This window comes from Pelagibius sp. (assembly GCF_028281305.1).
In the GTDB taxonomy this organism is placed as follows: Bacteria; Pseudomonadota; Alphaproteobacteria; order Kiloniellales; family Kiloniellaceae; genus Pelagibius.
In genome coordinates this window covers 19,604-44,579 of the sequence record NZ_JANQKD010000075.1, presented here as the reverse complement: position 1 = coordinate 44,579, position 24,976 = coordinate 19,604, and the positions used below count along the sequence as shown (strand labels likewise).

Below are 24,976 nucleotides of genomic sequence, written 5' to 3'. Positions count from 1 at the left end.
GAGGGCGTAGATGAAGCGGTCGAGGCCGATGCGGCGCCTGTCCTCGATGGCCTGCAGCAGGTTGGCGACGGACTGCTCGGCCCAGCGCTCGCGCTCCAGAATCGCCGCGCGGTGGTCCCTGAGGCGGAAGATGTCGGCCGGGGCCTTGATCAGCCCGGCGTCCCAGAACTCCTGGATGTTCTCCACGCCCAGGCCTTCGATGTCGAAGGCGTCGCGGCTGACGAAGTGCATCAGCCGCCGTACCTGCTGGTACGGGCACTCCAGGCCGCCGCTGCAGCGCGCCACGGCCTCGCCCTCGGGCCGCACCACCGGGGTCGCCAGCGGGCAGGGGCAGGTGGTCGGAAAGACGAAGGGCTTGCTGTCCTTCGGCCGCTTGGCGAGGACCGCGGAAACCACCTGGGGGATCACATCACCGGCGCGCTGGATGATCACGTGATCGCCTTCGCGCACGTCCTTGCGGGCGATCTCATCCTCGTTGTGCAGGGTCGCGCGGGCCACCACCACGCCGCCGACGGAGATCGGCTCCAGGTTGGCGACGGGGGTCAGAGCGCCGGTGCGTCCGACCTGGATGGTGATGGCGTTGAGGCGGGTCTCCGCCTGTTCTGCCGGGAACTTGTGGGCGACGGCCCAGCGCGGCGCGCGGCTGACGAAGCCGAGGCGCTGCTGCAGGTCCAGGCGGTTGACCTTGTAGACGACACCGTCGATCTCGAAGGGCAGCTCGGCACGCTCCGACATGATGCGCTGGTAGTAGGCCAGCAGGTCGTCGAGGCCGCTGCAGAGCGCAGCCGGTTCGTTCAGGGTAAAGCCCCAGTCGGCCAGCCGTTGCCGCGCTTCGGCCATGGTGGCGCCCAGCGGCGCCGAGATCTCGCCCCAGGCGTAACCGAAAAAGTGCAGCGGGCGTGCCGCGGTGATCTTGGGGTCGAGCTGGCGCAGGGAGCCGGCGGCGGCATTGCGCGGGTTCGCGAAGACCTTGGCGCCGGCGGCCTCCTGACGCTCGTTCAGCGCCGCGAAGTCGTGGCGCGACATGTAGACCTCGCCGCGGACCTCCAGCACCTCGGGCCAGCCCTTGCCTTTCAGGCTCTGGGGCAGATCGGCGATGGTGCGCACGTTGGCGGTGATCTCCTCGCCCGTCGTGCCGTCGCCGCGGGTGGCGCCCTGCATCAGCTTGCCGTTCTCGTAGCGCAGGGCGCAGGAGAGGCCGTCGATCTTCGGCTCCGCCATGACTTCCACGCCTTCTTCCGCATCCAGGCCGAGGAAGCGGGCGATGCGGGCGAGGAATTCGGCCACGTCCTCCGGCGCGAAGGCGTTGCCGAGGGACAGCATGGGGATGCTGTGTTGCACCTTGCCGAAGCCCGCCGCCGGCGCCGCACCCACTTTCAGGCTGGGGCTGTCGGCGCGCTGCAGCTTCGGGAAGCGGGCCTCGATGGCCTCGTTGCGCCGACGCAGCGCGTCGTAGGCCGCATCGCTGATCATCGGCGCATCCTGCTCATGGTAGAGCCTGTCGTGCTGGGCGATCAGTGCGGCGAGGCGCGCCAACTCCGCCTCGGCCTCGGCGGCAGTTAGTTTGTCGACGTCTTTCTCCGCGGTTGCGCGTTTGGGCATTGGCGGCGGCTTGTCCTGCGTTGTGGGGTCAGGCGGCGCCGATGAGGCGGTCGGCCGCGGCGCGCGCCTCGTCGGTGATCTCGGCGCCGGAGAGCATGCGGGCGATCTCCTCCCGGCGTTCGGGCTCGGCCAGATGCTGCACCCGGGTGGCAAGCTGGCGCCCGGCCGGCTGCTTGCGGACCTGCCAGTGCTGGGTACCGCGCGCGGCCACCTGGGGGCTGTGGGTCACCACCAGAACCTGCCGGTCGCCGGCCAGCCGCGCCAGCCGCTCGCCCACCGCATGGGCGGTAGCCCCGCCGACGCCGCTGTCGACCTCATCGAAGACCAGACTGCGCTCCGGGTTGATGCTGGCGAGCACCACTTTGACCGCCAGCAGGAAGCGCGCCAGTTCGCCGCCCGAGGCGATCTTGCCGATCGGCCCCGGCGCGCTGCCGGGGTTGGTCGCCACTTCGAAGGCGATGCGGTCGAGACCCTGGGCGGACCAGCCGTCTTCTTCCAGCCGCGCGATGGTCGTGGCAAAGCGTGCCCGTTCCAGCTTCAGCGGCGGCAATTCGCGGGCGACCGCCTTGTCCAGGCGTCTGGCTGCCTTCTGCCGCGCTTCCGAGAGGGCTTCGCCGGCGCTCAGATAGCTGCGCCGCGCAGTGGCGGCCTGCTCGGCCAGCGCGGTCAGTTCGGCTTCGCCGCCGTCGATGGCGGCCAGTCGGGCGGCCAGGTCTTCGCGCAGCGCAATCAGGTCGTCGCTGGCACAGTGATGCTTGCGGGCCATATCCTGCAGGGCGAAGAAGCGTTCTTCCACCGCCTCCAGGCTGTCCGCCTCCAGCTCCACGTCGCCGGCAAAGGCATTGAGCTGGGCCGCCGCTTCCTCGCATTCCAGCAGGGCGCGCTCCAGGGTCGCGATGGCCGGCGCCAGGGCTTCGCCGCCGGTCTCGGCGATGCGTTCCAGGGCGCGCTGGGCGCGGGCAAGGGCGAGGGCGGCGCCGGCCTCCTCGTCGTCGATCGCCTGGCGTGCGGCATTGATGCCTTCGATCAGCTTCTCGCGGTGCATCAGACGATTGCGCTGCTCGCCCAGGCGCGCTTCCTCGCCGGGCTGCGGATCGAGGGCGGTCAGTTCCTCCACCGCATGACGCAGGAAAGCCTCGTCGCGCTGCGCCTCGGCCATGCGCTGGGCGGCGGCTTCGCGGGCCGCCACGGCGTCGCGCCAGCCGCGCCAGGCCTGCGCCACCGCCTGCGCTTTAGACTGCAGGCGGCCATAGGCGTCCAGCAGGCCGCGGTGGGTGGCAGCATCCATCAGGCCGCGCTGGTCGAACTGGCCCTGGATCTCGATCAGGCTGTCGGCCAGCCGGCGCAGCAGCCCGGCGGCGGCCGGTTGGTCGTTGACATAGGCGCGGCTGCGGCCGTCCTGGGTGAGGACACGCCGCAGGATCAGGACGGCATCCTCGATCTCGAGATCCTGCTCCTTCAGGATCGACCAGACCGGATGGCCGGTCGCGATGTCGAAGGTGGCGGTCACGCTGGCCTGCTCGGCGCCGGCGCGCAGCAGCCTCGCGTCGGCGCGGTTGCCGAGGGCAAAGCCCAGGGAGTCCAGCAGGATCGACTTGCCGGCACCGGTCTCGCCGGTGAGCACGCCCAGGCCGCGGTCGTTCTGCTCGGCGCGCACTCCGGGCGCGCCGTCAAAGGTCAGGTCCAGCTTCTCGATCAGGACGATGTTGCGGATCGAAAGGGAAACCAGCATTCACCTGTTCCGGTGCAGCGCCGGCCCCTCTTTTAGAAGATGCTGGAAATCCAGGACTCTTCGCTTTCCGCAGGCCGCAGGTTCTCGCCGGTCAGCAGGGCATAGCTGTCGATGTACCAGTCGCTGCCCGGGAAGTTGTGGCCGAGCACGGCGGCGGTCGCCTGCGCCTCGTCGATGATGCCGAGCGCCATGTAGGACTCGACCAGGCGGTGCAGCGCCTCGGGCACATGCGTCGTCGTCTGATAACGCTCGATCACGGTGCGGAAACGGTTGATGGCCGCCAGGTATTCGCTGCGCGACTGATAGAAGCGGCCGATTTCCATATGCTTGCCGGCGAGATGGTCGAGCGCGAGATCGATCTTCAACTCGGCATCGCGGGTGTACTTGCTGGTCGGAAAGCGCCGCGCCAGCTCCTCCAGCGCGTTAAGCGCCTCCGTGGTCATGCTCTGGTCGCGCCCGACGTCGGAGATCTGCTCGTAGTAGGAGATCGCCTTCAGGTAATAGGCATAGCTGACGTCCGGGCTGCCGGGGTGCAGCTCGATGAAGCGGTCCAGGGCGTTGATCGCCTCGTCGTAGCTGTTTTCCTGATAGAAGGCATAGGCGGCCATCAACTGCGCCTTGGAGGCCCAGGCGGAATAGGGGTGCTGGCGTTCGACCTCGTCAAACAGCCGGGCGGCTTCCTCATATTCGCCGGCCTGCAAAGCATCCAGGGCGCCGTTGTAGAGCTCCTCGACGGGCCGTTCGACGTAGGCCGGCGGCTCGTCGGAGCTGCAGGCCGCCGCGAAGACGGCGAGCAACAGAATGGCTGAAATGCGCCCCAAAGGGCCCCCGCAACGGGACATGAGGATTCTCAAGATCATCTCTTTCTACGCGTGCTTGCGCGTACCCCGAAGGTCTCGACCTGTAGTTGGGGTTGCCGCCCTCGGCGCGCGAACCCCCCGCGATCTCGCTTGACCCGATCTCGCCTGACTTGATCTCGCCTGACTATAGGTCCTCGCGGCGGGTCTCTCAAGCAGCCTCGTGGGTCTCGAAACCCGCGGTCTGGCTGCAAAAAAGAGATCGGCCCGGCGTCGAAGACACCGGGCCGATCCTTGGCCCCTAAAGGCCCCTCACCAAACCATGAAAACGTCTTTTGGCCCGTAACTCTCTTATGCCCGTGCCGCTACCGCGCGGTCCGGCTGTACCGAAGCGGCCTGGCCGCTGCTCACCGCGATTTCCGCCCACTCCCAGGCTTCGGTATCGGCGAACAGGGTGTTGAGCAGGCGCAGGGTCAGGGCGTGGCCCGCCTTGTCGCCCTGGAAATGGCCGATGATCGGTCCGCCGGCCAGATAGAGGTCGCCGATCGAATCGAGCACCTTGTGGCGGACGAATTCGTTGCCGTAGCGCAGGCCTTCTTCGTTCATGATCTCCTGGCCGTTGACCACGATGGCATTGTCGAGAGAGCCGCCGCGCGCCAGGCCCATGGCCCGCATCCGCTCGATGTCCTGCACGAAGCCGAAGGTGCGGGCCCGCGCAACGTCGCGCTTGAAGGCGCTTTCCGTGACCTCGGTGAACCACTCCTGCTGGCCGATAAGGGTATCCCCGAAGTCGATGTCGAAGCCCACGGTGTAGCCGGCCCCCGGCGACAGCGTGGCCGAGCGGTGAGGCTCGGAAACGGTCGTCTCGCTGAGGATGCGGATGGCCCGGCGCGGGCTGTCCTGCAGGGTCACGCCGGCGCACTCGATCAGAAACACGAAAGGCGCGGCGCTGCCGTCCATGATGGGGACTTCCGGCCCGTTCAGTTCGATCACCGCATTGTCGATGCCGCAGCCGCTCAGCGCTGACATCAGGTGTTCGATGGTGGCGATCTGGTTGCCACGGACGTCCACCAGCGTGGTGCAGAGCGGGGTCTCGACGGCGTTGCTCCACAAGGCCTGAACCTCGGATCCGCCGTCCGCGTCCGTGCGCCGGAAGACGATACCGGTGTTCGCCTCGGCCGGATGCAACGTCATGTTGACCTTGGCACCGGAGTGCAAGGCCACGCCCGAGCAGTGGATGGAGTTCTTCAGCGTCTGTTGGCGGACGAGAGTACCCGCCGAGGCGCGATCGCTTACCATAGTGCCAGTCTCAATCCTTGGACTCATCTACCTACACAGACCCAAACAGCCGCAAATTTTGTTCTTCGCCCCATTGCACCCATGTAGGGCACCCATGCGGGTGCCCGGTGATGAGGCAGAGCGCAGTCTGCTCGGGCAAAGCCACGATTTCGGCCGTTTTCAATGCGTCCGGGATACCCCGTCCAGCCGGTAACAGCCTCTTCCCTTGTTGGATTCCCCCTCGGAATCGACCTACGCAAAAACAACTAGGGGGACTATAAGAAGTCCCCCTGAAGTACTCAAATCACTCTTTGTTACAGTATGTTACCGCGCTGCACATCGGGTTCCTGCCGCTTTTTCGTGCATTTCTTGCCTCTTGTGCAGCCTGTCCAGTTGGCCTGGCGGCGCGGGCTAGTTGGCCTGGCGGCGCAGGAACGCCGGGATATCCAGCAGATCCTCTTCCGCCTGGCTCTGGCCAATGCGCTCGTTCGGGTCGAGCCCGGCCAGGTTCGGCTGCGCCCCGGCAGCCGGCGCGGTGCGGCTGGCCGCCGGCGTCTCCCGCTGCGGCTGGGCGATGTTGCTGCCGCGCGCCGGGGCCGGCTGGGGCATCGGCTGCGGATGGGGCTGCCCGGCCTGGGCCGCCCGCGCCGCGCTGTCCGATCCCTGGGTGGCCGCCTGCAACGCCCGCGCAGCGCCGCCGGTAACCTTGGCAAAGAGGCTCTGGCCGCCGCGCTTGGGGGCCGGTGCCTTTTGCGCGGGAGCCGGTGCCGGCATGGGAGCAGGAGCCGAGCTATCCAGGGAGGGGTAGCGGGTCTCCTTCAGCGGCGGCGGGGCCGCCGTGCCGGTTTGGGCAATGCCGGTTTGGGCAATGCCGCTTTGGGCCGCTTGACCTTCAACGGTCTTGGCCTCGGGCCGCACCGCGTTGGCGATGGCCGCCTCGGCGAAGGGATCCGGTTCAGCGTGGATGATCTGCTGATCCGGCGCCTCAGCCTCCGGCGTCATCGGCGGCGGTGCGATGAAGCTGTCGGCCTCCATGCGGGCCCGCACCGGCTCGCTCCGGGGTGCCGGCTGGGGTGCGGGGGCGGCCTCGAAGGTCGCCTGTACCTCGGGCTGGGCGAGAGCAGTCTGCCCGACGACCATCGGTGCCGCAGTTCCGACCGCGGGTGCCTGACCGGCGGAGATGGTCATTGCCGGCGCCGCCGGCTGGCCCGCCATCTGGCCCGTTGCCTGAGCAGTGGTTTGGGCGGCCGGGGTCTCGGCAAAGAGCCCCGGATTGCCGCCCGGCTGTGCAGCCACGTTCTGGCTGGCCGCCGCTGCGACTGCTGCGCCGCTGTCCGGGTTGCCTTGGCCCTCATCGTGCTGGGAGGCCGGCTTCTGGCCGCCGACGACGCTGAGGGTGATCGGCTTGGGCCGGGTCTGGGCGTCGACGTCGATCCCGGTGGCCACGACGGAAACGCGCATGCGGCCTTCCATCGACTGGTCGAAGGTGGAACCGAAGATGATGTTGGCTTCCGGGTCCACTTCGTCGCGGATGCGGTTGGCCGCCTCGTCGACCTCGAAGAGCGTCAGGTCCATACCGCCGGTGATGTTGATCAGCACGCCCCGCGCGCCCTTCATGGAAACGTCGTCAAGCAGCGGGTTGGAGATCGCCGCCTCCGCCGCACCGACGGCCCGGTTCTCGCCGTCGGCCTCGCCGGTGCCCATCATTGCCTTGCCCATCTCGGACATGACGGCGCGGATGTCGGCGAAGTCCAGGTTGATCATGCCCGGGTTCACCATCAGGTCGGTGACCCCGCGCACGCCGGAGTTCAACACGTCGTCGGCCATCTTGAAGGCGTCGGCGAAGGTCGTCTTCTCGTTGGCAACGCGGAAGAGGTTCTGATTGGGAATGATGATCAGCGTGTCGACGTACTGGGTCAGTTCGTTGATCCCCGACTCCGCCAGACGCATCCGGTGCACGCCCTCGAAATGGAAGGGCTTGGTGACCACGCCGACGGTCAGAATGCCGGCCTCCCGCGCGGCCCGGGCGATCACTGGCCCGGCGCCGGTGCCGGTGCCGCCGCCCATGCCGGCGGTGATGAAGACCATGTGCTGGCCTTCCAGATCGGTGAGGATCTCATCCAGCGCCTCTTCGGCGGCGGCGCGGCCGATGTCCGGGCGCGAGCCGGCACCCAGGCCCTGGGTGATGTTGCGGCCAAGCTGGATCCGCCTTTCGCAGAGCGATTGGCTGAGGGACTGCGAGTCCGTGTTGCAGATCAGGAACTCGACCCCCTCCAGATTGGATTGGATCATGTTGTTGACGGCATTGCCGCCCGCACCGCCCACGCCGATCACCGTGATCCGCGGAGACAGGTCCGGTGTGGTCGAAGGTACGTTCAGGTTAAGGGTCATATCTGCCTCCAGTCGCCCTAGACTTTCGAAAATCTCGGGATAATCCCTAGCCGGCCTTGCCGGTTCTCGTTGCTCCGATCCGGCCGGAACGTCCGCATAGCTGCTGAAAAACCTCTAAAAGTGCTCACGAAACCAATGCCCCAGGCGGCCGATCAGGCCGCCCATCTCCTGTGCCTCCAGAGAGGCTTCGCCCGGCACTGCGGCATCCGCCGTGACGGCATATTTCAGTAGGCCCGAGCAGGTGGCGAAAGCGGGGCCGGACGTGGCTTCCGCCAGGCCCAGCACGCCGACCGGCCGGCCGATGCGCACCTGCTTGTCGAGCACCATCGACGCCAGTTCGCGGGTGCCCGGCAACTGGCAGCCACCGCCGGTCAGCACGACGCGGCGGCCGGCGATCTTGTCGAAGCCGCTGAGTTCGAGGCGCGAACGCACGAGCTCCAGCGTTTCCTCCAGCCGCGGCTGAATGATGCCGACCAGAAGCGAGCGCGGGATCTGCTGCGACTCGGCGCTGTCCTCTTCGCCGACCTGGGGAACGTCGATCAGCTCGTTCTCGTCGGTCGGCACGGCGACGACATGGCCGTAGAGCGTCTTCATGCGCTCCGAGTGCGCCAAGGATGTCGAGAGGCCGCGGGCGATGTCGCTGGTCACGTGGTTGCCGCCGACCGGGATGACGTCGGTGAAGATCACGTTGTTTTCGTAGAACACGGCAATGGTGGTGGTGCCGCCGCCCATGTCGATGACGGTCACGCCCAACTCGCGCTCGTCGTCGACCAGGCTGGCGAGACCGGCGGCGTAGGGCGAGACGACAAATGCCACCGGGTCGAGGTGACATCGCTGGATGCAGGTGGCGACGTTGCGCACCGCGCCGGAGGCTGCGGTGATGATGTGCATGTGCACGCCCAGGTGCTCGCCGTACATGCCGCGCGGGTCGCGGATGCCCCGGCTGCCGTCGATGGAATAGCCGGTGGGGATGGAGTGAATGAGCTGGCGGCCGTGGTCCTCGCGCTGACGCATCACCTGGGTCTGATGCCCGTGCTCCAGCGCCCGGCGCAGGTCGGCCTCGCCGACCTCGTGGCCGTTGAGCGAGACTTCGACACCGACGGTCGTCGAGGCCGGATAGCCGCCGGAAAGGTTCACGACGACCCGGTCGATGGTTTCGCCGGCCATCTGCTCGGCGGCATGGACGGCGTTCAGCACCGAGGTTTCGGCCAGGTCCATGTCGATGATGGCACCGCTCTTGATGCCGCGGCTGATCTGCTGGCCGATGCCGATAACCCGCGGCACCTCGTTGTCGTCAACGCGCGCGATGAAGCAGCAGACCTTGCTGCTGCCGATATCCAACGCTGCGACAACGCCGCCTTTGACGAGGCCTTTTCTCATTCTGCGACCTCTGCTCCTTTCGTCTGCGTCAGCGGATTGAGACTGATCACGTGTTTTCACCCTCTTCGGCACTGCCCTCGAGATCGCTGTCCGGCGAGGTACGGACCACCAGACGGTCCGGAAGCCGCAGGTCGATCACCACCACGTCGCGCGACAGCAGGCCCTGCCGGCGCTCGATTTCGGCCAACTGCGCCCAGGCGGCCGCCGCGTCGTCCTCCGGCAGGCGCACGTCGATGCGGCCTTCGATCTGAACGTTCCAGCGCCGCCCGGCGACCAGGACCGCCGAGGTCACGCGTTCGCGCAGTTCGGGCTCGCTGTTCATCACGGCAATGACCTTGGAGGCATGGCTGGCTGCATCCGGACCGACCACAAGGGGCAGGTGGGCAAAGCGGCGCGGGTCGATGCCCTGAATGACGCTTCCCCGCCGGTCGATCACCGTCACCTTGCCGCGCTCCTGCCAGAGCGCCATGGGCTCGCGTTCCTGCAGACGGATGTAGACGGTGTCCGGCAGTTGGCGCTGCACGCTGGCCTGCTGCACCCAGGGCAGGGCCTCCAGCGCCTCTTTGGCCTGCTGCGGGTCGACAGAGAGGATGGGAAGGCCGCGTTCCAGACCCAGGCGCGCCAGGATGACATCGCCGGCCGTCCGGTTACGCCCCTCGATCAGCACGTCCTCGACCCTGAGACCGATGTCGGCCGTACCCTGCAGTGCGGCGGCCTGCAGCGCGTCGGCCTGGCGTCCGAACCAGCCGTCCTGCCACAGCCAGACGACTCCGCCGACCACTGCGACCGCGGCGCCGGCCGGCACCAGGCGGCGGACCAGACGCCAGCTGATCCGCGCAGGCGCACGGCGCTGGCTCCGCTTGCCGCGCTTTCCACGCTTGCCGCCGGCGGCCTTGGTCTTCTTGGTGTTGCGGGCAAAGGGGTTCAGGAATCGCATGCAGCGTTCTCCACCATCCAGGCGCAGAGTTCGGGAAAGGACAGGCCGATGTGGCGGGCCTGCTCGGGCACCAGGCTGGTCGCGGTCATGCCCGGCTGGGTGTTGGTCTCCAGGTAGTAGAGGTCGCCCGGTTGGCGGGCGGTGTCGTCGTAGCGGAAGTCGGAGCGGCTGACCCCGCGGCAGCCGAGCGCCCGGTGCGCGGCCAAAGAGGCGGACATGGCCTCGTCGTAAGTGCTTTCCGGAATCTCCGCCGGCACGACATGCACCGCCGCCACGGTGTTGTCCTCGGAATACTTGGCGTCATAGTCGTAGAAGCCTTCGCCAAGGGGGCGGATCTCGGTAACCGCCAGGGCGCGGTCGCCCATCACGCTGACGGTCAATTCGCGTCCGGGAATGAAGGGTTCGACCAGAATGTCCTGCTCGGGGCGCCAGCCGTGCACGGTGATCGGCGGCTGATTGTCGCCCTCGCGCACGATGCGCACGCCGACGCTGGAGCCTTCGCGCAGGGGCTTGGCGACGTAAGGCCGCGGCAGCGGGTCGTCGCCGTTTTCAAGGTCCTTGGCTTTGATGACCCGGCCCTCGGGGCTGGTCACGCCGGCGGTGGCGACGACCGTCTTGGCCATCACCTTGTCCATCGCCAGCGACGAGGCCAGCACGCCGGAGTGGGTGTAGGGAATCTGCAGCAGTTCGAGCAGACCCTGGACGCAGCCGTCCTCGCCCCAGCGGCCGTGCAGGGCGTTGAAGATGGCATCCGGCGCCGGCGTCAGCGCCGCCACCAGGGCGCCCATGTCGCGCGACACGTCGATCTCGCTCACGTCATAGCCCGCTTCGCGCAGGGCTGCGGCGCAGGCCCGGCCGGAATTCAGCGAGACCTCCCGCTCGGCGGAGAGACCGCCCATCAGGACGGCGACCGATTTAGCCATGGCCGCCTCCCGCGGCTGCGGGGATGCCGAGGCGGCGGATTTCCCATTCCAGCTCCACGCCGCTGTCGTCCTTCACCCGGCGGCGAACCTCTTCGCCCAGCGCTTCCAGCTCTGCGGCGGTTGCCGTTCCGGTGTTGATCAGGAAGTTGCAGTGCTTCTCCGAGACCATGGCGGCGCCGACCGTGAGGCCCCGGCAGCCGGCCGCGTCGATCAACTGCCAGGCCTTGTGCCCCGGCGGGTTCTTGAAGGTGCTGCCGCCGGTGCGGGTCTTCAGCGGCTGGCTCTCGGCGCGCTGGCGCTGGATCTCGCGGATCCGCGCTTCGATGAGTTCGGGATCGCCGGGCTCGCCGGCAAGGCGCGCGCCCAGCGCGATCCAGTCGGCCGGCAGCGCCGAGCGGCGGTATTCGAAGCCCATGTCGTCGAGGCCCAGGCGGTGGACACCGCCTTCCGGGTCGGCGGCTTCGGCCCAGACCAGGACGTCCTTGATCTCCTTGCCGTAGGCGCCGGCGTTCATGCGCAGGGCGCCGCCGATGGTGCCGGGCACGCCGGAGAGGAACTCCAGCCCGGCGATGCCGAAGAGCTTGGCGCTGGTCGCCACGTTGATGTCGAGGGCGGCGGCACCGCAGAGCAGGTCGCCGGCCTCGGCCTCGATGTCGGCGAAGCCGCGGCCCAGGCGGACCACCACGCCGGGCAGACCGCCGTCGCGGATCAGGACGTTGGAGGCGACCCCCAGAACGGTGACCGGCACGTCCTCCGGCTTGCCGCCGAGGAAGGCCAGCAGGTCCTCGCGGTCGGCCGGGCGGAACATCACCTCGGCCGGGCCGCCGACGCGGAACCAGGTGACCTGGCTGAGCGGCGCCTGTTCGCTCAGGCGCCCGCGTACGGCCGGCAGACGGTCGATCAGGCGGTCCTTTTGCATGGCTGCCATCGCGGTCATTGCCCCCCTCCGGCGGAAGAGGGGGATGCGCCGCCCTGCAGCGCCTGCAGTTCCGCCGGCAGGGCGTTGGCCCAGGCGGTGATGTTGCCGGCACCCAGGCAGACGACGAGGTCGCCCGCAGCCGCCAAGTCGTTGACGAGTGGCGCCAAGGCCTGGGGAGAGTCCAGCGCGACGGCCTGGCGGTGGCCGCGGGCGCGCAGTCCCTCGACGAGGCCGTCGCGGTCGGCGCCTTCGATGGGTTCTTCGCCGGCGGCATAGACATCGGCGACGATCACCGTATCGGCATCGTTGAAGCAGGTGCAGAACTGCTCGAAGAGGTCCGCCAGGCGGCTGTAGCGGTGCGGCTGAACCACCGCGACCACCTTGCCTTCGGCAGCCTGCCGTGCTGCGGCCAGGACGGCGGAGATCTCCACCGGATGATGGCCGTAGTCGTCGATCACCGTGATCCCCCCGGCCTCGCCGGTGCGGGTGAAGCGCCGCTTCACGCCGCCGAAACCCGAGAGCGCCTTGCGGATGTTGTCGTCTTCCAGCCCCATCTCGCGGGCGACGGCAACACCGGCCAGGGCGTTCATCGCATTGTGCTGGCCCAGCATCGGCAGGTGCAGGCCGGCCATCCGCGTTTCGCCGCCGCCGCCGCGCTCGGCAATCGCAACATCGAAGGTCAGGCCGCCGTTTTCGACGCGAATGTCTTCGGCACGGTAGTCCGCCTGCGGGCTGACCCCATAGGTGATCATGCGGCGGTCTTCGATGCGCCCGATGAGGGCCTGCACCGAGGGATGGTCGATGCAGAGCACGGCGAAGCCGTAGAAGGGGATGTTCTCGACAAAGGCCTCGAAGGCGCCGTGCAGGGCCTCTTCGCTGCCGTAGAAGTCCATGTGCTCGGGGTCGATGTTGGTGACCACCGCGATGGTGGCCGGCAGCTTGACGAAGGAACCGTCGCTTTCGTCGGCCTCCACCACCATCCAGTCGCCGGCCCCGAGCCGCGCGTTGGTGCCGTAGGCGTTGATGATGCCGCCGTTGATGACGGTCGGGTCCAGACCCGCGCCGTCCAGCAGCGTGGCGACCATGGAGGTCGTGGTGGTCTTGCCGTGGGTGCCGCCGACGGCGATCGACCACTTCAGGCGCATCAACTCGCCCAGCATCTCGGCGCGCCGCACGATGGGAACGAAGCGCTGGCGCGCGGCGTCGACTTCCGGGTTGCCGGCCTTGATGGCGGAGGAGATCACCACGACCTGGGCGTCGCCCAGGTTCTCGGCACGATGGCCGACGAAGATTTCCACGCCCATGCTGCGCAGACGCTGGACGTTGGCGTTCTCCGACATGTCGCTGCCCTGGACCTGATAGCCCAGATTGCACAGCACCTCGGCGATGCCGCTCATGCCGATGCCGCCGATGCCGACGAAGTGAATGATGCCGAGGTTCAGGGGCAGGCCTCTCATGCGGCGGCCTCCTTGCCCGGATGGGTGCCCGGGCGCAGGCGCCCGCCGTCGCCGTTTTCGATGCCACAGACCAGGTCCGCCAGATCGCCGGCGGCGTTCAGGTGGGCGGCGGCCCGCGCGCAGGAGGCGGCGCGACCCAGCAAGGCCGGCGTCGAGAACAGCGAGGTCAGGCGGTCGCAGAGGCTCTCCGCATCCAGGCCGGACTGCGGCATCAGCCAGCCGCCGCCGACCTCCACCAGGGCCTGGGCGTTGCCGGTCTGATGATCGTCAGTCGCCAAGGGGTAGGGCACCATCACCGCCGGACGTCCGGCGGCGGCCAGTTCCGTGACGGTGGAGGCGCCGGCGCGGCTGATCACCAGGTGGGCCGCCGCCAGCCGCTCGGGCACGTCGTCAAAGAAGGGAGCGAGGTCGTGGGCGACGCCGCAGTCGGTGTAGACCTTGGCGACGGCGTCGCCGGCGTCGCCGGGCACCTGCTGATGCACCGTCAGGCGACGGCGCAGCGCCTCGGGCAGTTTGGCGATGGCGGCGGGGACCACATCGTTGAAGACCCGGGCGCCCTGGCTGCCGCCGACAACCAGCAGACGCAGGGCATCCTGCTCGTTGGGCACCGCATAGGGCCGTGCGCCGATGGCGGCGATAGCAGCGCGCACCGGATTGCCGGTGATGCGCAGCTTGTCGCGGTCGCCTGCATTCACGCCATCGACCTGCTCGAAGGAGATGGCGAGCAGATCGGCGCGCGGCGCCAGCAGGCGATTGGCGCGCCCGAACACCGAGTTCTGCTCGTGCAGGATCACCCGCAGCCCCCGGTGGGCGGCCGCCAGGATCGTGGGTACCGAGGGGTAGCCGCCGAAGCCGACGGCAACCTCCGCCCCGCTGCGCCTCAGGTGGCCGCGCGCCTGGAGATAGCCGAGGGCAAGCTGCGTGACCGACTTCAGCTTCTTGGTCAGCCCGGCGCCGGCCATAGCCCCGGCGGGAATGCGGAAGGTCTCCACCTGCGGCAGGTCTGGGCCGAAGCCGCCGCCGCGCTGGTCTGTCACGAGCATGACCTCGACGCCGCGCGCCAGCAGCTCGCGGGCGAGCGCCTGGGCCGGGAACATGTGACCGCCGGTGCCGCCGGCTGCCAGCGCCACTTTTTTGGGAAGCTTCGCCGTTTCGGTCATGGCTTTGCCTCCCCGCCGACCCGGCGCCGGGTGAGCGCCAGCAGCATGCCCATGCCCAGCGCCAGCGCCATCAGCGACGAGCCGCCGTAGCTGAGGAAGGGCAGGGTCATGCCCTTGGTGGGCACGAGGTGCAGGGTCGAAGCCATGTTGATGAAGGCCTGAAGGCCGAACTGGACCAGAAGGCCGCTGGCCGCCAACAGAACAAACAGCGAGTTCTCCTGCAGCAGGCGGGCGAAGCCGCGCAGCACCACGAAGGCGAAGAGCCCGAGGATCAGAAGGCAGGCGATGAGCCCCAGTTCCTCTCCGGCCACCGCGAAGATGAAATCGGAGTGGGCGTCGGGCAGTTGTGCCTTGACGGTGCCCTCGCCAGGTCCGCGGCCGAGGAGGCCGCCGTTCATAAAGGCTTCGATGGAGCGGTTGATCTGGTAGCGGTCGCCGGCGGCCGGATCGAAAAAGCTGTCGACCCGGGCGGAGACGTGGGGCAGCGCGAAGTAGGCGGCGACGAGGCCGCCGGCACCGACCACGGCCAGCACCGCGATCCAGGCCAGCGGCAGGCCGGCCAGAAAGACCTGGGTACCCCAGATGGCGGTCAGCAGCACCGCCTGTCCCACGTCCGGCTGCAGCAGCAGCAGGGCGACCATCATCAGCCAGAGGGCGATGGCGATCTTGGCGCCGGGCACGCCGGTCTCCTCCGACTTCAGGGAGAACATCCAGGCCGCGACGACGGCGAAGCAGGGCTTGGCGAACTCGGACGGCTGAATGGAAACGCCGCCCAGGGAAATCCAGCGCGTCGCCCCCTTGATCTCCGGCCCGACGAAGAGCGTCACGATCAGCAGAACGACCGACCCCAAAAGGCCGACGCAGGCGATGCGGCGCACCCAGCGCGGGGTCGCGAGGGAGACAGCGATCAGCAAGGCCGCGGCAAAGGGCAGCAGAACGATCTGCCGGCTGGCGAGCTGGAAGGACTTCAGGCCGATGCGCTCCGCCGCGGCGGGGGAGGCGGCCAGCATCAGCACGGCGCCGAAGCCCATCAGTGCGATCAGCGACAGCAGGGTCCAGCGGTCGACGGTCCACCACCAGCGGCCCAGCAGGCTGGTGTCGGTGCGCGCAAAGCTGCTCATGACGCACCTTCCGGGCTGAAGGCAGCGCCGATGTCGCCGCGTTTGCCGGGCAGCGCGGCCACGAGGTCGCGGAAGGCATCGCCGCGGATCTCGAAGTTGCGGTACTGATCGAAGGAGGCGCAGGCCGGCGACAGCAGCACCACGGCGCCGGGATGGCGCGCGGCTTCCGCCGCTGCAGCCGGAACCGCCTCTTCCAGGCGGCCGCTGAGAGTCGTGGGCACCCGGTCCTTCAGGACGCCCGCAATCTCCTCCGCCGCCTCGCCGATGAGGAAGGCGTGGACCATGCGGGGGATGTAACGCTCCAGCCCGGCGAGGCCGCCTTCCTTGGCGCGGCCGCCGGCGATCCAGACGATCCTGTCGTAGCAGGCCAGTGCCATGGCCGCCGCCTCGACGTTGGTGGCCTTGGAATCGTTGATAAAGGGCACGCCGTCGATGACGTCGAGAATCTCCTGGCGGTGCGGCAGACCCGGAAAGCTGCGCAGGCAGGCGGCAATCACCGGCGCGTCGACCCCGATGGCCCGGCAGGCGGCATAGGCAGCCGCTGCGTTCTGCCAATTGTGGACGCCCGGCAGGCTGGCGATCTCCTTCAGGTCCAGCGCCGGGACCCGGGCGCCGTCCATGTCGTCGATCAGCACGCCGTCTTCGACGTAGACGCCGCCTGGCACGATGCGCTGGCCGGAGATCGGGATGACCTCCTGCTCGTCGGCCGCCTTGAGGGCGCCGTAGATCTCAGAGCAGGTCTCGTCGTCGACCCCGATGACGGCGCTGCGCGGCTTGGTCTGGCGGTGAAAGATCATGCGCTTGGCAGCGACATAGCCGTCGAAGCCGCCGTGGCGCTCCAGGTGATCGGGGCTGACGTTCAGCAGCACCGCCACGTCGAAGGTGATGGAGCGCGTGAGCTCCAATTGGTAGGACGACATCTCCAGCACGTAGATGCCTTCGAGGTCGAGCGGCTCCAGGGTCAGCGCCGGTGTGCCCAGATTGCCACCCACCGCGACCGCACGCCCGGCAAGCTGCAGGATGTGACCGACCAGTGCCGTGGTGGTGGACTTGCCGTTGGTGCCGGTGATGCCCAGGAAGCGCGCGTTGCGCTGGGCGCGGCCCAGCAGTTCGATATCGCCGATGATCTCCACATTGTGGGCGCGCGCCGCCTCCACCACCGGGTGCGGCTCAGGGTGGGTGTGGGGAATGCCGGGCGAGAGGATGAGGCTCGTCACCTCCTGCCAGTTCACCTGGTTGAGGTCGACCAGCGGGATCTCCGCCGCGCGCGCTGCGGCGCGCTGGTCTTCGCTGTCGTCCCAGGCCCAGACCTCGCCGCCGCCGGCCTGAAGGGCTCTGGCCGCGGCCATGCCCGACTTGCCGAGGCCGAGAACGGCAACGGGCAGACCGGAGAAGAAGGAGAGGTCGATCATCGTCCGGCCGGCCTCACCGCAGCTTCAGGGTGGAAAGCCCGGCCAGCGCCAGGACGGAGGCGATGATCCAGAAGCGGATGACGATGGTGGGCTCGGCCCAGCCCTTCTTCTCGAAGTGGTGGTGCAGCGGCGCCATGCGGAAGACGCGCTTTCCGGTCAGCTTGAAGGATGCGACCTGGACGATCACCGAGACTGTTTCCAGCACGAAGAGCCCGCCGATGATGCCCAGCACCAGCTCGTGCTTGGTCACCACCGCGATGGAGCCCAGCGCCCCGCCGCAGGAGAGGGAGCCGGTGTCGCCCATGAAGACCATGGCCGGGGGTGCGTTGAACCAGAGGAAGCCCAGACTCGCCCCGACCAGCGCGCCGCAGAAGACCGCGAGGTCCCCGGTACCGGGCACGTAGTGGACTTCAAGGTAGTTGGCGAAGAAAGCGTTGCCGACCAGGTAGGCGATGAAGGCAAAACAACCTGCGGCGATCATGACGGGCACGATGGCGAGACCGTCCAGACCGTCGGTCAGGTTCACGGCGTTGGAGGCGCCGACCATCACGAAGACGGCGAAGGGCACGAAGAACCAGCTGAGGTTGATCAGCAGGTCCTTCAGAAAGGGCACCGCCAGATGGGTCGCCATCTGCGGCGGTGCGATGTAGGACACCCAGACCGCGGCAGCGGTGCCGATGATGACCTGGATCAGCAGCTTGAGGCGCCCCGGCAGGCCGTCGCTGGAGCGTTTGGTGAGCTTCAGGTAGTCGTCGAAGAACCCGATCATGCCGAAGCCGACGGTGACCAGCAGCACGGCCCAGACGTAGGGGTTGGTCAGGTCGGCCCAGAGCAGGGTGGAAATCGTGATGGCGATCAGGATCAGGAAGCCCCCCATCGTCGGGGTGCCTTTCTTGGTCAGCAGATGCGCCTCCGGCCCGTCTTCGCGGATCGGCTGGCCTTCGCCCTGCTTCGACTTCAGCCAGGCGATGATGCGCGGTCCCAGCAGAAAGGAGATGACCAGTGCCGTGATCACCGCTGCGCCGCTGCGGAAGGTGAGATAGCGGAACAGGTTGAAGACGATGTGCTCGTCGGCCAGGGGGGCGAGCAGGTTAAAGAGCATCGCGGTGCTATCCCCTTACTGTCCGTTGGCGGCGCGGGGCAGGTCCGCGCCGAGTGCGAGCAACGCTTCGACCACCACGGCCATGCGCGATCCCAGTGAACCTTTCACAAGCACGCTGTCGCCGGGTCTGACGGCCTCCGCCACCTGGGGGGCGAGCGTCTTTGAGTCTTCGGCGTGGGCGGCGCTCTGCTTCTGCGGAAGAGCCTTGTGAAGGGCCGCCATGTCCGGCCCGCAGGTGAAGACCAGATCGATGCCGCTGTCTTTGAGCGCTTCGCTGAGGCTGGCATGCATTTCCTGCGACTGATCGCCCAGTTCCAGCATGTCGCCGAGCACCGCGATGCGGCGTCCGCCATCGCCGACGGTCGAGCGGCCCAGCACTTCGAAGGCCGCGCGCATGGAGGTCGGATTGGCGTTGTAGCTGTCGTCGATCAGCTTGAAGCTGCCGCCGGCCAGCTCCACGCTGTGGCGTTCGCCGCGCCCCTTGATGGGCAGCAGACTGGCAAGCTGCGCGGCGGCCTTGGCCACGTCGCCGCCGGCCGCGCCGATGGCCGTCAGGACGGCCAGGGAGTTCATCACCCAGTGCGAGCCGGGCATGGTCAGGCAGTAATCCAGTTCCACCCCGCGCACCAGAGCCTTCACGGAGCTGCAGGTGGCATGCAGCGATTCCTCGATCACCCGGGTGTCGGCCTCGCCATGGCGGCCGAAGCTGAGGATGCGGCTCAGCCCCGCTGCCTCCGCCTTGTCGCGCAGGTGATGGAAAAAGGCGTTGTCCCGGTTCAGCACGGCATAGCCGTTGGCATCCATGCCCTCGAAGATCTCGGCCTTGGCATCGGCGATCCCGGCGATGGAGTCGAAGTTGCCGAGATGGGCCGGCTCGATGTTGGTGATGATCGAGACGTGGGGGCGGACCAGGGCCGTCAGCTCGCTGATTTCGCCGGCGTGGTTCATGCCGAGCTCGAAGATGCCGTAGACTGCTTTGCGCTGCATGCGCGCGAGGCTGAGCGGCACGCCCCAGTGGTTGTTGAAACTGCCGACGCTGGCGGCGGTGAGGCCCTGCGGTTCCAGGCAGTGGCGCAGCGCCTCCTTGACCCCGGTCTTGCCGGCCGACCCGGTGACGGCGATCAGGCGCGCTTTGGTGCGCTCGCGCGCCGCGGTGCCGAGGCGCCAGAGCGCGGCGAAGGTATCGTCGACGATGATCAGCGGGTCGCTTTCGTCGATCCCGTCGGCGCGGCGATGCACCATGGCTGCGGCGGCGCCGGCCTTCAGCGCCTTGCCGGCATAGTCGTGGCCGTCGAAGCTGGGTCCCTTCAGCGCAACGAAGAGGTCGCCCGCGTCGATGCTGCGGGAATCGATGGAGACGCCGCTGGCCTGCCAGTCGCCGGTCAGGCGGCCGCCGGTGGCCTGGGCCACCTCTTCCGCGGTCCAGAGGCCGGCTTCGATCATGGCCTGGCCTCCGCAGCGGCTTGAATGGCGGTTCGGGCGACGTCGCGGTCGTCAAACGGCAAGACTTGTCCCCCAACAATCTGGCCAGTTTCATGGCCCTTGCCGGCGATGACCAGGACATCGCCCGAACCCAGCGCGGCCACCGCGGCGGCGATGGCCGCCCCCCGATCGCCGATCTCTTCTGCTTCCGGTGCCGCGGCCAGCATCTCCCGGCGGATCGCCGCCGGCTCCTCGCTGCGCGGGTTGTCGTCGGTGATGTAGGCCTTGTCGGCCAGGCGCACGGCGATGGCGCCCATCTGAGGGCGCTTGCCGCGGTCGCGGTCGCCGCCGCAGCCGATGATGACCGCCAGCCGGTTGCGGGTGTGCGGCCTGAGCGCGAGCAGCACGGTCTCCAGCGCATCGGGCGTGTGGGCGTAGTCGACATAGACGTGCCCGCCGGCGGCGGTTTCGCCCACCAGTTCGACACGGCCGGGGACGCCTTCCAGGCCGGACAGCGTGGCGGCGGCGCGGTCCAGGTCCTCGCCACCGGCGATTACCAGTCCCAGAGCCGCCAGCACGTTGCCGGCCTGAAAGGCGCCGGCCACGCCAAGCGACACGGTCATTTCGCGCCCCAGCAGCTTGAGGGCCAGGTCCTGGCCGGTTGCCGTGGGCGTCTGTTTCAGCAACTGCAGGTCGGAGACCGCTTTGCCGTAGGTGAGGACTTTCAGGCCGCGGGCCCGGCAGACGTCGACCACCTTTGCACCGGCCGGGTCGTCCAGATTGACGATCGCCGTGCCATCGGGCTGCAGCAGTTCCGAGAAGAGCCGCATCTTGGCGGCCAGATAGGCCTCCATGCTGCCGTGATAGTCCAGATGGTCACGCGTCAGGTTGGTGAAGGCTGCGGCGCTGACCCGGATCCCGTCCAGTCGAAACTGGTCCAGTCCATGGCTTGAGGCTTCCAGCACAACATGATCGACGCGATCACGGGCCAGCGACGCAAGACAGCGGTGCAGTTCCACCGGATCGGGCGTGGTGAGCGAGGCCGGCGCGTCGGCGCGCGGCGGCTGCAGCCCGAGCGTCCCGAGACTGGCAGCCTCGTGGCCGAGGGCATGCCAGATCTGGCTGGTGAAACTCGCAACCGAGGTTTTGCCATTGGTGCCGGTCACGGCGGTGGCCGTTGCCGGCTGGCGTTGGTAGAAGCGGGCGGCCAGCAGGGCGAGGCGCCGGCGCGGGTTGTCGTCGGTGATGAGGGCGACGGCCGGCGCGCCGGCGGGCAACGTGGTGCCTTTCGGCGCCAGTATGGCGGCGGCGCCTTTGTCCAGCGCCTGGGGAATGAAGTCGCGGCCGTCGGCTTGGCTGCCCGGCAGGGCGGCAAAGAGGTAACCGGCGGCGACCTGCCGGCTGTCCGCCGTCAGTCCGCTGATGTTCACCTCTGCCAAAGCCGCTTCGGGCTGCATTCTGTTTTCTTCCTCTGCGAGCAGGTCAGTTAGACGCAAGCTGGCGCCCTTCCACGCTCTTGTTCACTTCCATCAGCAGGTCGGCGATCATCGCTTCGCCATCACCCCGGGGCATGACGCCGACAAGCGGCCCCATGCGCTCGACGATGCTGCGCATCACCGGCGCGGCGACCCAGCCGCCGGTGGCATAGCCATGGGTTTCCTTGGTCGGCTTGGGCTCGTCGACCATGACGAAGACCACGTAGCGCGGTGCGGTCATGGGAAAGGCGCCAACGAAGGAGGCGATGCGTGAGTTGCGGGAATAGCCGCGTCCGGCCAGCTTCTCGGCGGTGCCGGTCTTGCCGCCGACGATATAGCCCTCGGCGTTGGCCTTGCGCGCCGTCCCCTGCGACACGACGAGACGCATGAGCTGGCGGACCGTGGCCGAGGTCGACTCGGAGATCAGGCGGTTGCCGGCGGTCACGCGCTCGGGATCGCGCTTCAACAGGGTCGGGCGCACCTCGGTGCCGCCGTTGACCATGGCCGACATGGCCGCGGTGAGCTGCACCGGGGAGACGGCCAGGCCGTGCCCGAAGGAGATCGTCATGGTGTTGATCTCCCGCCAGGGCGAGGGGATCAGGGGCTGGCCGACTTCCGGCAGCTCGATGCTGGCCGGCTGCAGAAGGCCGAGGCGCTTCAGGAAGGCCTGCTGCACCGGCGTGCCCGCGTCCATGGCCATGTGAACCGTCCCGATGTTGCTGGAATACATCAGAATTTCCGGGATCGAGAGCCAGCGGTTCTTGGGCTTGAAGTCGCGGATGGTGAAGCGCGAAATCCGGATCGGCTTGCGCGTGTCATAGCCGTCGTTCAGCGCCACAACCCCTTCATTCAGGGCCATGGCGGCGGTGAAGATCTTGAAGACCGAGCCCATCTCGTAGATGCCCAGGCTGGCCCGGTTGAAGCGCGCGTCGGCGGGCGCGGAGGCGGGCTTGGCGGGGTCGAAGCTGGGCAGCGACGCCAGGGCGACGACCTCTCCGCTGCGGGCGTCCATCACCACGCCGGCGGCGCCGATGGCGCTGAAGGTGGTCATGGCCTGCGCCAGTTCCTCGGTCAGGATGTGCTGGATGCGGATGTCCAGGCTCAATTGCAGCGGCTTGGCCGAGGCGCGCAGCACGTCGTCGAAGGACTGTTCGATGCCGGCCAGGCCCTGGTTGTCGACGCCGGTAAAGCCGACGACGTGCGGGGCCAGGGCCCCATGCGGATAAAAGCGGCGGTGCTCGCGCTGGAAGTAGAGACCGGGAATGCCGAGCCGGTTGACGGCGTACTGCTGGCGCGGCGTCAGGTTGCGCTGCAGCCAGACGAAGGAACGGTCGCTCGCCAGTCTGGCGCCGAGCTGGGCCGGGCTGACCTCCGGCAGCACTGCGGCCAGCCGCTCGGCCGCCGCCTCCGGGTCGCGGACATGGCGCGGATTGGCATAGAGCGATGCCGTTGGCAGCGTCGTCGCCAGCACGATGCCGTTGCGGTCGACGATGTCGGCCCGGCCGGTCTCCAGGCCCTCGCTGCCCAGCGAGCGGGCGATGGAGGGTTCGTGGCGGTCGGTCATGAGGCCGAGGTCGACGAGGCGCCAGCCGATCAGGCTGAAGGCCAGCGCGAAGCTCACCGCCGCGACCAGCAGCCGGGTGCGCCCGGTCTCCAGGGCCTGCTTGCGGGTGCCCTCGAGGCGCAGCTCGGCCGGGCGTCCGCCCTGAAGGTCGAAGCTGGGCAGATCGGCGGGCGTTGCCGGCGGCAGAGGCTTGGACTGCGAGCGGACGAGATAGCGACGGATCATCGGGCAAGCCCTCCCCGGTAGGACGCCCCGGCGGATGCCGGGACCTCAAAGGACGTGGGCGCCGTCACCAGCGTGGCGGTACCGCCGGCCACGGGCGGTGCGGGCGCGTTTTCGATCTCGCCGGGGCTTTCTTCACCGTTCTCTTCCGGGAAGGGCAGGTCGGAGAAGCCGATCACCCGATCAGCCGGGATCGGGCCGAGTTGCAGGTGCCGTTCGGCCAGCGTTGCGATCCGCGCCGGGTTGTTCAGGTAGCTCCACTCCGCTTCCAGCACGTGGATGGCTTCCTGGTCTCGCAGGATGTCGCGGTGCACGGTTTTGATCTCCGCCTCCAACTCCGTCACCTCTTGCTTGATCTGAAAAAGAGTGAGGGCGGTGACCGAGCCGGCGAGCACCCAGCAGAAAATGACAAAGCGCCTCATGACGGCCTCGCTTCCCGCTGCGCCGGGGCGGCGCTGCGTTCGGCCGCGCGCAGATGGGCCGAGCGGGCGCGGGGGTTGTCCCGGCACTCCGCTTCGCCGGCGCGCCTGCTGCCGCGGAACAGCAGGCGAAAGGTGGGCTGGCTGCGCGCATCAGCTTGTGCGGGCGGAAGGTGGCGGGACCCGCCTGCGGTTTTGCCGCTGCGCTCCCGCAGAAAGTGTTTCACCTGGCGGTCTTCCAGGGAATGAAAGGACACCACCGCCAGCCGGCCGCCCGGCGCCAGCAAAGCCTCGGCCGCTTCCAGCCCGCGCTCGAGCTCGCCCAGTTCGTCGTTCACATAGATGCGCAGGGCCTGAAAGGTCCGGGTCGCAGGGTCGATGGCCTTTGCGCCGCCGCGCCGCGGCCCCGACGCCACCGCGCCGCGCACCAGCTCCGCCAGCTCGCCGGTGCGGGTGATCGCCTTGTCGCGGCGCGCCTCGACGATGGCCCGCGCCACCTGCCGCGAGCGCCGCTCCTCGCCGAAGCGATAGATAATGTCGGCCAGCTCCGCTTCCGGCAGGGAATTGACCACCTCGGCGGCGCTTGGCCGCGTGTCCTGCGCTTCTGCGTCGGCCCGGCCTTCGATGTGAGGGCCTTCCATGCGCATGTCCAGGGGACCGTCGAAACGGAAGGAAAAGCCGCGCTCCGGCTCGTCCAACTGCATGGAAGAAACGCCGAGGTCGAGGGCGATCCCGTCCACGGGCTGGGTGACGCGCCCGTTCAGCAGGCTTTCCATCTCGCCGAAGCGGCCTTCGAGGATGTGCAGCCGGCCGGGATAGCGTTCGGCCAGCCGGCGCCCGCGCCGGACCGCCTGGCGGTCGCGGTCGATGCCCCAGACGGTGCAGTCGGCAGCCTCCAGGATCGCGCGGCTGTAGCCGCCGGCGCCGAAGGTGCCGTCAACGTAAATGGCGCCGTCGCGCGGCGCCAGGGCTTCCAACACTTCGGCGAGCAGAACCGGCTTGTGAGCGCCCCCGGGCATGTCGCTGCGCTCCGTCATCGCGACCCTCCGCCCCCGCCGGCGGGGATGGTCAGGCGTTGTGTGCGGGCGCGGTCGCGGGCGGCGGCCTTGTGGCGTTCCAGGGCGCTGGGCTCCCAGATCTGAAAAAGCTGACCCATGCCGACGAAGGCGGCGCGGTCGGTGATGCCGGCGTGTTCGCGAAAGCCCTGGGGCAGCATGATACGACCGGTGCCGTCGAAGGGCAGTTGCTGGGAGTCCGAAAAGACCGTGGTCGCCAGGTCGTCGTGGGTTTCCGAAAACAGGTCGATCTCCGACACCCGGGCGATCATCTGCTCCATGAAGTCCATGCCGCAGCCCTCGATCGCATCGGCGCGGTGCGAGCGGAAGGCCACGATGCCGCTGAACGACAGGCCGGCGAGTGACTGGCGGAAGACAGCAGGGACGGAGACCCGCCCCTTCTGATCCACCTTGTTCTCGAAGGTGCCAATAAAGACTGCCACCTCTTACCCCCGCGGCTCCTTTCCAGCCGTTGCCCAGGTCTGGCCGTTCCTCGGGCCGCCCTGTCCACATCACCGGTCCTCCCAGGTCTTCCTGGGCTGCGCTTTCCGGCCCCACGATCCGGCAAAAATCGCCGTAGCTTACCCCTTAAATGGGATGATTTGGGA

The 24,976-nt window shown here is 68.4% G+C and carries 20 protein-coding genes; all 20 read right to left on the bottom strand.

The genetic code is table 11. The annotated features are described in order from the left end of the window. Window positions 1-1,602 (bottom strand): NAD-dependent DNA ligase LigA (gene ligA, locus Q0982_RS14700; protein WP_299396770.1); only part of this gene is annotated, 1,602 nt, incomplete at its 3' end. 28 nt (window positions 1,603-1,630) lie between these two features. After that, complete coding sequence (gene recN, locus Q0982_RS14695) at window positions 1,631-3,334, bottom strand: DNA repair protein RecN (RefSeq protein WP_299396769.1); 1,704 nt, start codon at window positions 3,332-3,334, stop codon at window positions 1,631-1,633. Window positions 3,335-3,366: 32 nt separating this feature from the next. Further along, window positions 3,367-4,176, bottom strand: a complete 810-nt coding sequence (locus Q0982_RS14690; protein ID WP_299396767.1) for an outer membrane protein assembly factor BamD — start codon at window positions 4,174-4,176, stop codon at window positions 3,367-3,369. A gap of 306 nt (window positions 4,177-4,482) precedes the next feature. After that, complete coding sequence (gene lpxC / locus Q0982_RS14685) at window positions 4,483-5,430, bottom strand: UDP-3-O-acyl-N-acetylglucosamine deacetylase (protein ID WP_299396766.1); 948 nt, start codon at window positions 5,428-5,430, stop codon at window positions 4,483-4,485. 390 nt (window positions 5,431-5,820) lie between these two features. Next, entirely contained in the window at window positions 5,821-7,800 is a 1,980-nt protein-coding gene (ftsZ, locus tag Q0982_RS14680; protein WP_299396764.1) for a cell division protein FtsZ, read from the bottom strand. 114 nt (window positions 7,801-7,914) lie between these two features. After that, a complete protein-coding gene (ftsA, locus tag Q0982_RS14675; RefSeq protein WP_299396763.1) occupies window positions 7,915-9,180 on the bottom strand; it encodes a cell division protein FtsA in 1,266 nt (421 codons plus the stop codon). Between the two features lie 46 nt (window positions 9,181-9,226). After that, a complete protein-coding gene (locus Q0982_RS14670; RefSeq protein ID WP_299396762.1) occupies window positions 9,227-10,117 on the bottom strand; it encodes a cell division protein FtsQ/DivIB in 891 nt (296 codons plus the stop codon). Then, window positions 10,105-11,040 (bottom strand): D-alanine--D-alanine ligase, encoded by a 936-nt coding sequence (locus Q0982_RS14665; protein ID WP_299396760.1) that lies wholly within the window; start codon window positions 11,038-11,040, stop codon window positions 10,105-10,107. The genes Q0982_RS14670 and Q0982_RS14665 overlap by 13 nt, the downstream gene beginning before the upstream one ends. Further along, a complete protein-coding gene (murB, locus tag Q0982_RS14660; protein WP_299396759.1) occupies window positions 11,033-11,977 on the bottom strand; it encodes a UDP-N-acetylmuramate dehydrogenase in 945 nt (314 codons plus the stop codon). The genes Q0982_RS14665 and murB overlap by 8 nt, the downstream gene beginning before the upstream one ends. Then, window positions 11,974-13,416 carry a UDP-N-acetylmuramate--L-alanine ligase gene (murC, locus tag Q0982_RS14655; protein ID WP_299396758.1) on the bottom strand — a complete coding sequence of 481 codons (1,443 nt, stop codon included), beginning with the start codon at window positions 13,414-13,416 and terminating at the stop codon, window positions 11,974-11,976. Before murC ends, murB begins: the two co-directional genes overlap by 4 nt. Beyond that, complete coding sequence (murG, locus tag Q0982_RS14650) at window positions 13,413-14,576, bottom strand: undecaprenyldiphospho-muramoylpentapeptide beta-N-acetylglucosaminyltransferase (protein WP_299396757.1); 1,164 nt, start codon at window positions 14,574-14,576, stop codon at window positions 13,413-13,415. Before murG ends, murC begins: the two co-directional genes overlap by 4 nt. Continuing rightward, window positions 14,573-15,697: a putative lipid II flippase FtsW gene (gene ftsW / locus Q0982_RS14645; RefSeq protein ID WP_299396756.1), complete on the bottom strand. Its 1,125-nt coding sequence runs from the start codon at window positions 15,695-15,697 to the stop codon at window positions 14,573-14,575. The genes murG and ftsW overlap by 4 nt, the downstream gene beginning before the upstream one ends. After that, on the bottom strand, window positions 15,694-17,109 hold the full coding sequence (murD, locus tag Q0982_RS14640) for a UDP-N-acetylmuramoyl-L-alanine--D-glutamate ligase (RefSeq protein WP_299396755.1): 1,416 nt from the start codon (window positions 17,107-17,109) through the stop codon (window positions 15,694-15,696). The genes ftsW and murD overlap by 4 nt, the downstream gene beginning before the upstream one ends. 13 nt (window positions 17,110-17,122) lie before the next feature. Beyond that, window positions 17,123-18,211, bottom strand: a complete 1,089-nt coding sequence (mraY, locus tag Q0982_RS14635) for a phospho-N-acetylmuramoyl-pentapeptide-transferase (protein ID WP_299396754.1) — start codon at window positions 18,209-18,211, stop codon at window positions 17,123-17,125. A gap of 15 nt (window positions 18,212-18,226) precedes the next feature. Then, window positions 18,227-19,654, bottom strand: coding sequence for a UDP-N-acetylmuramoylalanyl-D-glutamyl-2,6-diaminopimelate--D-alanyl-D-alanine ligase (locus Q0982_RS14630; protein WP_299396753.1), 1,428 nt, complete (start codon window positions 19,652-19,654; stop codon window positions 18,227-18,229). Next, window positions 19,651-21,090, bottom strand: a complete 1,440-nt coding sequence (locus Q0982_RS14625) for a UDP-N-acetylmuramoyl-L-alanyl-D-glutamate--2,6-diaminopimelate ligase (RefSeq protein ID WP_299396752.1) — start codon at window positions 21,088-21,090, stop codon at window positions 19,651-19,653. The genes Q0982_RS14630 and Q0982_RS14625 overlap by 4 nt, the downstream gene beginning before the upstream one ends. A gap of 25 nt (window positions 21,091-21,115) precedes the next feature. Next, on the bottom strand, window positions 21,116-22,897 hold the full coding sequence (locus tag Q0982_RS14620; protein WP_299396751.1) for a penicillin-binding protein 2: 1,782 nt from the start codon (window positions 22,895-22,897) through the stop codon (window positions 21,116-21,118). Beyond that, complete coding sequence (locus tag Q0982_RS14615; protein WP_299396750.1) at window positions 22,894-23,316, bottom strand: hypothetical protein; 423 nt, start codon at window positions 23,314-23,316, stop codon at window positions 22,894-22,896. The genes Q0982_RS14620 and Q0982_RS14615 overlap by 4 nt, the downstream gene beginning before the upstream one ends. Continuing rightward, on the bottom strand, window positions 23,313-24,350 hold the full coding sequence (gene rsmH, locus Q0982_RS14610) for a 16S rRNA (cytosine(1402)-N(4))-methyltransferase RsmH (protein ID WP_322097036.1): 1,038 nt from the start codon (window positions 24,348-24,350) through the stop codon (window positions 23,313-23,315). Before rsmH ends, Q0982_RS14615 begins: the two co-directional genes overlap by 4 nt. Next, window positions 24,347-24,811, bottom strand: coding sequence for a division/cell wall cluster transcriptional repressor MraZ (mraZ, locus tag Q0982_RS14605; RefSeq protein WP_299396749.1), 465 nt, complete (start codon window positions 24,809-24,811; stop codon window positions 24,347-24,349). The genes rsmH and mraZ overlap by 4 nt, the downstream gene beginning before the upstream one ends. Between the last annotated feature and the right edge of the window lie 165 nt (window positions 24,812-24,976).